Origin of the sequence: Aquimixticola soesokkakensis (assembly GCF_900172375.1) — a bacterium.
Taxonomy (GTDB): domain Bacteria; phylum Pseudomonadota; class Alphaproteobacteria; order Rhodobacterales; family Rhodobacteraceae; genus Aquimixticola; species Aquimixticola soesokkakensis.
This window is the reverse complement of sequence record NZ_FWFS01000003.1, coordinates 275,047-285,054: the sequence shown is the minus strand read 5'-3', so window position 1 is coordinate 285,054 and position 10,008 is coordinate 275,047. Positions and strand designations below refer to the sequence as shown.

Below are 10,008 nucleotides of genomic sequence, written 5' to 3'. Positions count from 1 at the left end.
CACAACCGCGACGTCACCACTCTCAAGTGCGCATCAGCCCATGTGCCACGTTTTTTAACGGGGTCCAGCCCACCAATAAGCCATCGGCAACTGCCCTTCGGCGTCAGTGTAGCACAGGCTGTTTCTACCGCGCACAGGCGGGCGTCGGCCCAGAATAGTTTTTTAGGATGTCGCGCTCCGCCGTGACCCGGGCCAGCTCTTTCTTGAGACGGCGAACTTCGGCATCCTGATCCGTCTGCCTCAACGCCTTCGAAACTTGCGCCATCCAAGTATACAGCGACTTGGTGCTCACCCCGAGCCGTTCGGCGACCTCCTTGACCGAATAGCCCCGCTTCGTGACCTGCGCCACCACATCGATCTTGAACTCATCCGAGTAGCGAATTTGCCCTGACATTTGCATCGTCCTTTGCTTCCAAAATTATCAAGCAAAGCGTCTACAAATCTAGGGGCACCTCAGACCTCGCAATCCGGGCGTTGAACATGGCCCTAGCCTTCCGAGCGCCGCCAAAGGGCTGTATTCATCACATGGATCGCGGGTCGCAATATTGTTCGCACGACTATCAGAAGATCCTGCGACAACGCAGCTTCAAAGTGTCCATGAGTGGCAAAGGAAATTGCTATGACAACGCGGCTGTCGAGACGTTCTTCAAAACCATCAAAGCTGAACTGATCTGGCGACGGTCGTGGGAAACGCGGCGGCAAGCTGAGATGGCGATCTTCGAATACATCAACGGCTTCTACAATCCGCGCCGCCGGCACTCAGCATTGGGTTGGAAAAGCCCGGTCCCTTTCGAACGAAAGGTGGCTTATTCGAACGAAAGGTGGCTTAAACGAGCACTGGGGGCGGCATGAAAGCGGGACAGGTCCAGTTATGCTGTTTCGCGAGCCGGCCCATTGGTCGTGGACGTGGCCGAACAGCTGCAGGGCGCCGCTGCGTGCGCCGTTCCAGGTGATCATCGGATAGTGGCACAGGACGAGGCTATGATCTCCGTCTTGGATTTCAGCCATGTACTCCGTGCTGGCCCAAGGAAGCGAGATGACCGCTTCATCGTCGTGGTTGCCAATAATCAGATGCTTGCGACCGGGCAGGCTGTGAAACCAGCTTTCGAACTGTGCCGTATCATCAGCACGGCCAAAGGCGAAATCTCCCAAAATCCAGAGGTCATCATCATGCGCGACGCAGGCCTGGAAGTTGGCAATCAGGGCGGCGTTCATCTCTGCCATTGAGGCGAAGGGGCGCTTGCAGAAGTCGATGATGCGGTGGTGGCCGAAGTGCAGGTCGGCCGAATACCAGTTGGCCATATCTGTGCCCTCCGTGTTCGTCATCCCTCAGTTTAGGGATGAGATCATACGGGCGCAAATGTCTGTCAGTTCAGAGGAATTGCGTACGGCGAAGCGGTTGGAATTTCAGCAGATGCCAGTCTTGCCCGAGCAAGATGCTAAGTAGAACCGGTTAGGTTCCAATTCTGACCGAACATCATAGAAGGTGATTTGGCTGGGATGGTAGGATTCGAACCTACGGTACACTGTACCAAAAACAGTTGCCTTACCACTTGGCTACATCCCAACGTGCGGGCTAATTAGTGGGAATGACGCGAGGGTGCAAGTGGGTTTTCACAAAAAATGTGACGAAACCGCGACTATTCTCGCGGTGCCTCGGATCGCAGCAGATCTTCGGCATCCGGAGCGTCACGTTCAGCCGCGACGAGGGCATCCAGCGCGGGGTCTGGCGTGACTGTGGTGCTGTCTGACGGGGCATCTGATGCGGGCGGCGCAACAGGAGCTGCGGGGTGTTCGACCTGCGCGGGCGCTGTTGTAGGGGCGGGGCCGCGCAACCGAAAGCCGGGCTCGGGCATGTCGATTCCGGCCTGCGTGAGGGCGGCCAGCGTCAGGCGGATGGCTTCGGAGCGGGCGCGGGTAAAATCGCTGGCGGTCTGGTCGATCCAGCCGCTACAGCGCAACACAATCGTGCTGTCGCCGACCTCTTCAATCCAGACGGCAGTGGCGGGTGTGGCCAGAACAAAGGGCTGGGCCGTCAGCGCCTTTGTGGCGGTCGCGCGTGCCAGAACGAGGTCGCTGTCGGGCGCGAGGCCAAGATCGAAGACAAAGCGGCGCTGGGGATTGGCGGAATAGTTGACGATGCGCGCTTTGAACACGGTGGCATTGGGGATGCGAATCTGATTGCCATCCGCGCTGAGCAGGACGGTCGCGCGCGAGGTCAAGCGGATGACATTGCCGGTATCGCCTTCGATTTCGACCAGATCGTTGGGCTGAAAGGGCTGGCGCAGCGACAACATCACCGAGGCGATAAAGTTTTCCACCGTGTCTTTCACCGCAAAGGAAATCGCGAGGCCGATGATTCCTGCCGCGCCCAGGACGGTTCCCAAAAGCGCGGTCGCCCCCAAAATATCGAGCGCCACAGCAACGCCGAGGGCAAAGAACACCAGCCGCACGAGCAGCGCATAGATATCGGCGATGAACGCATTGGGGGCGAGGCGTGCCAGCAGGCGCTCCTGACGGGCGATCAGGCTTCCCAGCCATGTGATCAGGAAAAACACCAGGAAGGCGACCGCGAGCAAGGGCAGGCTGGCTGCGGTCTGGCTCAGGCGGGTGGCAAAGCGATCCAGCGCGGGGGTGATGCGCTCGGCAACATCGGTGTTATCGATAAGCTCGTTGCGCACCGCCACCACCCCGTTGATACGCCCGGCGATGGCGTCGAGTTGCGCGGCGCTGGCACTGTCGAGCGTTTCGCCCTGCAAGGTCACAACCCCGTCGGTGACGGTCAGGCTGACATCCGCATAGCCGCCCAGGCCCTCCATGATTCCGGCAAGCCGCGTGGCAATGGCGCTGTCCTGGCTGGCGGAGGTTTGCGTGTCGATGCCGCCTTCTTGAGCGCCGGCAATCCCCGCACCGAAAGTGAGCAAAAACATTGCGATAAAAAACGCACGGTAAGCGATCATGGCAGGTCCTCGCAATCTTTCAATCTCCCTAGACAAAGCGCGCAGGGGCGAAATGTCCAGAGAGGCGGGCGAAGGGGCGACAGGGGGCAGACGGCGTTTCCGCCGAATGCGCCCCCCCCCGCGGGTTAGCCCGACACCTGTTCGCGCAGCACCGACGCGGTGAGGGAGGCCATCAAATAGAGGCCGGCAAAGATCAGGAAGGCGAGGACGGTGTTCTCGAATTTGCGCGGATAGGTGGGCTCGTCGGGGGCTACGGGACTGACGCCCATCGACAGGTATCGCGTTTGGCGGTTGGCCTCGACGCGGCTGGCCTCAAGCGCTTGCAAAGCCTGCTGCATCATCATCTGGCGCGTTGCCAAATCGACCTCGGCCATGCGCAATTCGGACGAAATGCGCGCGAGAGAACCATTGGCGCTGGTGGTGTCGGTCATCTGGTTGCGCAGTTCTGCAATCAGGTTTTGCAAGCGGGTGATATCGCCCTGTGCGCCATCGACCCGTGCGGCATTGGGGCGGGGGTTGTCCAGAAGTTGCTGAAGTTGCAGCCGCTTTTCAGCAAGCTGTGTTTCAAATCCGGTGATTTGCCCCATGATCGCGCCGGTTTCCGCATCGGGCGAAATGATGCCCAACTGCTCTTGGAGCCCCACGATTTTCTCCTGCGCGGCGATCATTTTCTGTTCGGAATCATCAAAGCTGTCCCGCGCGCCGCTCATTTGATCTTCGCGCAGGCGCTGGGTCATCTGATCGACTTGTTCCTCGGCATAGTTGATCAGCTTGCGCGAGAAATCGGCCGAGGCCTGCGGGTCGGGCGCAACCACTTCCATCTTGATGATCCCTTCGGTGGGGTCATATCCGATGGTCACATTGCGTTTGTAAAGTTTGTAGGTGGCCTCGTTGGTCGCATCCATCGGCAGGCGCTGGATCGGGTCAATGTCCGGGTTTTGAAAGCGGGCCTTGAACCCCACATCCTGATCCAGACGCAGCATCGCATCGCGCGAGGTCAGATAGCTCTGAACGGTGATCGAATCCTGCGAGGTCGCAAAGGCAGTGCCCTTGAGCATCCCGGACAGACCCGAAGCCGAGGGCGCCTCGGCCTGCTGGATCACAAACTCGGTGTTGGTCGCATACATCGGCGAGGCCATCGTGTAAAAATAGGTGCCCGCCGCGATGGTCGGCAGCCCCACAAAGACCGCCAGACGCGTGAACAGCAACAGCATCTTGCGACGCCGGCGTTTGGCAATGTCGCGCTGGATTTGGGAAATTTCGGTGTCGCGTTGCAGCCGCTCGGCCACTTGTGGCGCGGGGAGTTTCGGCTTTTCGACCGTTTGCGGCAATTTGGGACCGTCGGGAATGGCGATGTCGGTGCCGGTTTTGGTCGGCACGACTTCCAGCATGCCCGCGCGCGCAAAGGGATCAACGCCCTGCGCGCGCAGCAGGCGCACCGCATCGAAATCCGAGGTCGCTGCAAGCCCGTGTTTTTGCGCGACGCGCCGCGCCATGCGCAACTGGCGACCGGTCAGGCCTTCGCGCCGGATCGCGTCGATGTCGGAGTCGATATCGGCTTGCGAGGTGGTGCTCGTCGTCGGTGCCGAGGCGGCTCCCGACGCCGGGCCGGCGGGCTTTGGCGCGGATTTGTCCGGCGCGGCGCGGTTGACGGAGGTCGGTTGCGCCGCGGAGGCGTAGACCATATCGCCAAACCCGTCCTCGCCGTCGTCGTTGTCAAAAAGACCCGCATCCGGCGCGCTGGGTTTTGCAGCGCGCCGGGGGGGCGCGTTTTGCAGGGGGGAGGTTGGGGTGCTCTGTGCGGGGGGCGTTCCATCGGGGCGCGCGCGCGCGGCGGCGCGCGCATCCAGTTCGGCGCGCAGCGCCTGCGCGGCCTTTCCCCCCGAGGGGCGCATCATCACCTTGGGGGAAGGGGCCCCCTGTGGCGCGGGGCCCGATGTGGTGCCCTGAGTAGGGCCCTGTGTGGGACCGGAGGGGGCGGTGTCGGGCGCTGCCGCATTGGCAAGGGGCGCATTGGCGGCTTTTGGTGTCGCGGGTTTTGCCACAGGCTTGAGCGTGGCTTTTACAGGGCTGGGGTTGACCGAAGCCGCGGGGCTGTTTGCGGCCTCGGGCTGGGTCGGTTTTGCGGCTGATTTGCCCCCGTCAACAGGCTCGGGCAAGTCGCCCGTGCTCCGTTTGATGCGGAATTTCATGGCTTTAGGTTTCGTAGTCATACAGCGCCTTCGCCTCTTCCAGCGTGTCGAACATATGCAGCCTGCCATTGCGCAGAACCGCCGCAGAGCGACAGAATTTTTCCAGGGTCTTGGCCTGGTGTGACACGACGATGACCGTCGCTTTTTCCAACCGGTCGCGCAGGATACCGCCCGCTTTGCGGTTGAATGTGACATCCGTGGTCGAGGGCATGCCCTCGTCAATCAGGTAGATGTCGAAATCCAGCGCCAGCAGCAGGGAAAACGACAAACGTGATTTCATGCCCGCGCTGAATGTCCCCACAGGCATCTCGAAATACTCGTCGATCCCGCAGAGCCAGCGGCAAAAGGCTTCGACATAATCGGGGTCGAGGCCGTACAGCTTGGCAATAAAGCGCACATTCTCGCGCGCAGTGTGTTTTGACACAAGTCCGCCCATGAAGCCCAGCGGAAAGGACACGCGGCAACTGCGCCGGATTTCGCCCTCGTCGGGTTTTTCAAGCCCTGACATCATGTTGATGATCGTGGTCTTGCCCGTGCCGTTGGGGGCCAGAATGCCCAGCGAGTTGCCCAATTCAACGCGAAACGACGCCTGATCAAGAATGACCTTGCGCTGTCGTCCTGTCCAAAAGGACTTACTCACGTTATCGAATTCGAGCATGATACGCTCCGGCACTGCCTCTGGTTGCCATTATCATCCTTAACGGACTTTAGTTAACGGAATGCTATAGTCCGTCTTCTGGGCCAGATTATGGCAGCGGAGGGCGGCAATTGCCATCCTGAGGCGCCGTACTGGCGGTACTGTGACTGTCTGTGGGGAAAAATCCGGTCTTTCCGGCCACTGTCGAAACAATGGCCGGAAATCTACGCCAAGTTAAGCGTTTTGTTTCTCGACGCGGCACAGCTTGCCCGCGATGATTGCAACAATTGCCGCCGCAAAGGAGAACAGCGCGCCCATTTTGGCCGCATCCTGCACCTTGGCGCCGTTGAGCATCGTCGTGCTGTCAAACGCAACCGAGGCGATGAACAGCGACACGGTAAAGCCGATGGCCGACACGCAGCCGATGACAAAGAGGTCGATGGTGCGCATGCCCTTGGGCAGGCCCAGCTTGAGGCCATAGGCCGCGATAACCCCCATGATCACGATGCCCAGCGGCTTGCCGATCAGCAGACCGGCGAGCACCAGCCAGGTGGGCGAGCCGATGGAATTGAACTCGACGCCCGCGTTGAGCAGACCGAAGAAGAACAGGATGATCTCGACGGGATGCTTGAGCAGGTGCTCGGCGGTGTTGAGCAGGTCGTGCAGGTGGGTTTCGGCCTCGGCAAAGAACCCGAAGGCACGGTCTGCGTGGGGCAGGGTCGGCACGATCGGCAACAGGCCGAGCGCGGGGTGGATGCCCGCCTGTTGGAAACCGTACCACGAGAAGCAGGCAGCGATCAGATAGGGAAAGACGCTCAGCTTTTCACGCACCCAAGTGGAATTGGGGCGCAGTTCCTTGCCCACATCCATCTTGCGCGGCAGGTAGTTGAACAGCGCAAAGACGATCACAGCCGCAGCAACCGAGAGCAGCAGCCATTCGGGGGCCAGTTCACTCGAGGGGTAGAAGATCGCAAGGATCACAAGGCCCGCAGCATCATCGGCAATTGCCAGCAACAGCAAAAAGCGGATCGCGGGGTGGCCTGCGCCGAAAATCACGCGGCCCACGAGGTAGGAAAACGCGATGTCGGTGGCGGTGGGGATCGCCCAGCCACGGCTGACCGCATCAAACACATCCGAGCCAAGGAAGGCCGCGAGGCCAAGGTAGACGGCAATCGGACCGGCCATGCCGCCAAAAGTGGCGATCAGGGGCGTGGCGGCTTTTTTGCCGCGCAGCGAACCGTTCTTGAGAATGACGGCTTCCCAGACTTCTTTTGCGGCAATCGCAAAGAAGAAGGCCATGAGCACATCGTTGAACAGATAGTGGATGGTCAGCACGCGGCTGTAGTCGCCGACCTCGTAATGCGAGGCGGCTTCCTCGCCCATTTCATGGACCCAATTGCCGATGGGCATGCCGACCCAGTCGTTGAAAATCAGCGGGTATTCCACAAAGTGGTGGTAGCTGTGAATGTCGGTATTTGCCCAGACCAGCGCAAGCAGTGCGCCGATGATCAAAAGCAGTGAGTAGTTGGTGATGAAATTCCACACCTTGTACATGGCAGGCCTCCGGTCCCTCTTGTGGTGGAGATCGGGGAGGATCTCCTGTGCGTCGGAAAGTTTCCGCTTTCCGCAGTTTAACGGGGATTTTAGTGAATCCCCTTGTTTTGCAGGAGGATGTACTGGATGGGGGCAGGGGGGGCAAGCATTTGAGCAGGCAAACGGGCGGTGTTTGCGCCCACAGTTTCGTGGGGCGGGATATTTGTGCATTTCGACGCGGCGTCGTAGGATTGCGCGATGATGGAGAATTCGCCCGATCCTGCTGCATCCGTTCCCTCTGCGGCCGCGCTTGCGGCGCGGATTGCGCAGTGCACCCTGTGTCAGGGGCGCTTTGCCCTGACCGCCACCGCGCATCATCCCCGCCCCGTGCCGTGGTTTTCGGCCCGGGCGCGCATTTTGATCGCCGGGCAGGCGCCCGGAGCGCGGGTGCAGGCCCATGCCTCGGGGCGGCCCTTTGTGGATGCTTCGGGGGACCGGCTGCGCCAGTGGCTTGGCCTTGAGGAGGCCGTGTTTTACGACCAATCCCGTATCGCAATCGTGCCGATGGCGTTTTGTTTTCCCGGATATGACGCAAAAGGGTCCGATCTGCCGCCCCCGCCGCTCTGCGCGGCGACATGGCATGACGAGGTCATGGCCGCCTTGTCGCAGGTGCGCCTTGTGATCCCCGTGGGGCTTTACGCGGCACGCTACCATCTGCGCAGGCTGGGCGCCAAATCCGCGCCGCTTGCGCAGGTGGTGCGACAGGGCGCAGGGAGCGCGGCGCGCCACTTCGGGCCGCAAACGCGGTGCTATCCCTTGCCTCACCCGTCCTGGCGCAATACGGGTTGGCTCAAGAAAAATCCGTGGTTCGAGGCAGAGATCCTGCCTGCGCTGCGCCAACAGGTAACAGACGTGCTATGACTGCTGACATGACCCCGCTCGACCTTGCCCATGCCGCGATGGAGGCCGCCCCCGACGATGACGCCGCGCGCTTGCGGTTTTACGAGCGGCTTGCGGATGGCGAAATGTTTGTCCTGCTGGAAGCCGAGCACAGCGGCGGCGAGAGCCTGTCCCCGCGCCTCTTTGACAGTGACGGTGCGCAGTTCGTGTTGATTTTCGACCGGGAAACCCGTCTGGCGGAGTTTGCGGGGGGCATCGCGCCCTATGCGGCGCTGTCGGGGCGGGTTGTGGCCCAGATGCTGGCGGGCAAGGGCGTGGGGGTGGGGGTAAACCTGAATGTTGCCCCGAGCCAGATCCTCTTGCCCGCAGAGGCCGTTGACTGGCTGCACGCAACGCTGGGGGCCGAGCCGGAGGAGGCGCTGGGCGCGCCCGAGGAAATCATGCCGCCGCGCGGCCTGCCCGAAAGCCTGATTGTGGCGCTGGACACGAAGCTTGCCATTGCGGGGGGGCTGGCGCGCGCCGCCTATCTTGCGGGGGTGCGCTATGACACGGGGGCGCAGAGCCATCTTCTGGCCTTTGTCGATCACGTTCCGGGGTCGGAGGGGGCGCTGGCGCGTCTGGTGCATGAGGCGCTGATCTTTTCGGGAGTCGAGGCCGGGGTGTTGGATGTGGCGTTTTTCCGCCCCACCGACCCGCTCTGTGCGCCCCTTGCGCGCCACGGGTTGCGGTTCGATCTTCCGGTGCCCGAGGCAGAGCCCAGCGGACCGGCAGCGCCCGGAATGGACCCCGCGCGCCCGCCCAAACTGAAGTGATTTGGGTATTTTTATCCGAAAGAAGCCGCAGGCGCGCCCGCTCAGTAGCCCAGAGCGCGGTCCACAAGGTTGAGCAGCGCCTCGCCCGCCTCGGCGCGGCGGATGTTTTCGGCCACGACGCCGCTGGCTGAGGCCGGGCGGGTGAGAGCGGCGACATGGGGGGTGACGGTGACCTTGGGGTGCGCCCAGTAGGGGTCGCTGGCTGGCAGCGGTTCAACGCGAAACACATCCAGCGTCGCGTGGCTGATCTGGCCGGAATCAAGAGCCGCAAGCAGGGCTTTATCGTCGATCAGCGGGCCACGTCCGGGATTGATGATCACGGCGCCTTTGGCTGTCAGGGACAGGGTGCGGGCGTTCAGGGTGTTTTCGGTATCTGCTGTGTTGGGCAGCAGTGTGACGACGATATCGGCATTTCGAAGCGCCGCGTCCAGACCCGCAGCGCCCGCGTGACAGGTGAGGCCGTCGATGGTTTTGGGGCTGCGGCTCCAACCATGCACGTCAAAGCCGAAGCTTGCGATTTTTTGTGCGCAGGCCGCGCCCAAAGCGCCGATCCCGAGCATGCAGACTTTGCGCTGGCGGGCCAGCGGCGGGGCTTTCTGGTTCCAATGGGGCTCCGTCGCGGTGATATGGGCGTCCATGCCGAGGTGGTGGCGCAGCACATGGCCGGTGACGAATTCCACCATCCCTTCGGTCAGTCCCGGATCGACCATACGCGTCAGCGGCACGGTGATCGTGGGGTTTCCCACGACTTTTTCGACGCCCGCCCAGAGGCTGAACACGGCTTTGAGTTTGGGAAACTGGCTGAAATCGGTCAGCCTGTCATTGGGCCCGTAGACCACGTAATCGACGGTTTCGGGCGGCAGATCGGTGGAGAGCTCTGCCTCGATCCCCAGGCTCTTGAGCCGTTTGGGCAGCCATTCCATGTAATCGGCCGTATATTCGGGGGGAGTCGATAGCAAAAGGGTGAGCATGGG

At 61.6% G+C, this 10,008-nt stretch carries 8 protein-coding genes, 1 tRNA gene and 2 pseudogenes; 3 read left to right on the top strand and 8 right to left on the bottom strand.

Going from position 1 to position 10,008, the window contains the following annotated elements; all coding sequences use genetic code 11:
• Nucleotides 1-160: 160 nt before the first annotated feature.
• Nucleotides 161-394: pseudogene (locus AQS8620_RS05740) on the bottom strand (transposase); the annotation flags it as partial.
• A gap of 47 nt (nt 395-441) precedes the next feature.
• Here AQS8620_RS05740 and AQS8620_RS05735 point away from each other — a divergent pair.
• Nucleotides 442-852: pseudogene (locus tag AQS8620_RS05735) on the top strand (DDE-type integrase/transposase/recombinase); the annotation flags it as partial.
• Here the strand turns inward: AQS8620_RS05735 and AQS8620_RS05730 are convergent.
• The 6 genes from AQS8620_RS05730 to AQS8620_RS05705 form a co-directional block, all read right to left on the bottom strand.
• The gene (locus tag AQS8620_RS05730; RefSeq protein WP_085835915.1) at nt 760-1,302 is read right to left on the bottom strand and encodes a metallophosphoesterase; all 543 of its coding nucleotides are present in this window, start codon (nt 1,300-1,302) and stop codon (nt 760-762) included. The pseudogene AQS8620_RS05735 and the gene AQS8620_RS05730 sit on opposite strands and share 93 nt — an antisense overlap.
• A gap of 190 nt (nt 1,303-1,492) precedes the next feature.
• Nucleotides 1,493-1,567, bottom strand: a tRNA-Gln gene (locus tag AQS8620_RS05725).
• Between the two features lie 73 nt (nt 1,568-1,640).
• Nucleotides 1,641-2,960, bottom strand: a complete 1,320-nt coding sequence (locus AQS8620_RS05720) for a mechanosensitive ion channel family protein (RefSeq protein WP_085835875.1) — start codon at nt 2,958-2,960, stop codon at nt 1,641-1,643.
• 125 nt (nt 2,961-3,085) lie between these two features.
• Entirely contained in the window at nt 3,086-5,173 is a 2,088-nt protein-coding gene (locus AQS8620_RS05715; RefSeq protein ID WP_143267434.1) for a KpsE/RkpR family capsule polysaccharide export protein, read from the bottom strand.
• A complete protein-coding gene (locus AQS8620_RS05710; RefSeq protein ID WP_085835874.1) occupies nt 5,157-5,810 on the bottom strand; it encodes an ABC transporter ATP-binding protein in 654 nt (217 codons plus the stop codon). Before AQS8620_RS05710 ends, AQS8620_RS05715 begins: the two co-directional genes overlap by 17 nt.
• Before the next feature lie 213 nt (nt 5,811-6,023).
• Nucleotides 6,024-7,343, bottom strand: a complete 1,320-nt coding sequence (locus AQS8620_RS05705) for a Na+/H+ antiporter NhaA (RefSeq protein WP_085835873.1) — start codon at nt 7,341-7,343, stop codon at nt 6,024-6,026.
• A 240-nt stretch (nt 7,344-7,583) separates the two neighbouring features.
• Between AQS8620_RS05705 and AQS8620_RS05700 the strand changes: the two genes are divergently transcribed.
• Together AQS8620_RS05700 and AQS8620_RS05695 are read left to right on the top strand one after the other, a co-directional pair.
• A complete protein-coding gene (locus AQS8620_RS05700; protein WP_085835913.1) occupies nt 7,584-8,243 on the top strand; it encodes a uracil-DNA glycosylase family protein in 660 nt (219 codons plus the stop codon).
• Complete coding sequence (locus AQS8620_RS05695; protein WP_200809598.1) at nt 8,240-9,034, top strand: SseB family protein; 795 nt, start codon at nt 8,240-8,242, stop codon at nt 9,032-9,034. Before AQS8620_RS05700 ends, AQS8620_RS05695 begins: the two co-directional genes overlap by 4 nt.
• Before the next feature lie 41 nt (nt 9,035-9,075).
• Here the strand turns inward: AQS8620_RS05695 and AQS8620_RS05690 are convergent, their stop codons facing one another.
• Nucleotides 9,076-10,005 carry a 2-hydroxyacid dehydrogenase gene (locus AQS8620_RS05690; RefSeq protein WP_085835872.1) on the bottom strand — a complete coding sequence of 310 codons (930 nt, stop codon included), beginning with the start codon at nt 10,003-10,005 and terminating at the stop codon, nt 9,076-9,078.
• Between the last annotated feature and the right edge of the window lie 3 nt (nt 10,006-10,008).

Bases quoted from the DNA above. Each gene is read 5' to 3' on its own strand.
- AQS8620_RS05730 (WP_085835915.1), bottom strand. From the start codon at position 1,302: ATGGCCAACTGGTATTCGGCCGACCTGCACTTCGGCCACCACCGCATC.
- AQS8620_RS05720 (WP_085835875.1), bottom strand. From the start codon at position 2,960: ATGATCGCTTACCGTGCGTTTTTTATCGCAATGTTTTTGCTCACTTTC.
- AQS8620_RS05715 (WP_143267434.1), bottom strand. From the start codon at position 5,173: ATGACTACGAAACCTAAAGCCATGAAATTCCGCATCAAACGGAGCACG.
- AQS8620_RS05710 (WP_085835874.1), bottom strand. From the start codon at position 5,810: ATGCTCGAATTCGATAACGTGAGTAAGTCCTTTTGGACAGGACGACAG.
- AQS8620_RS05705 (WP_085835873.1), bottom strand. From the start codon at position 7,343: ATGTACAAGGTGTGGAATTTCATCACCAACTACTCACTGCTTTTGATC.
- AQS8620_RS05700 (WP_085835913.1), top strand. From the start codon at position 7,584: ATGGAGAATTCGCCCGATCCTGCTGCATCCGTTCCCTCTGCGGCCGCG.
- AQS8620_RS05695 (WP_200809598.1), top strand. From the start codon at position 8,240: ATGACTGCTGACATGACCCCGCTCGACCTTGCCCATGCCGCGATGGAG.
- AQS8620_RS05690 (WP_085835872.1), bottom strand. From the start codon at position 10,005: ATGCTCACCCTTTTGCTATCGACTCCCCCCGAATATACGGCCGATTAC.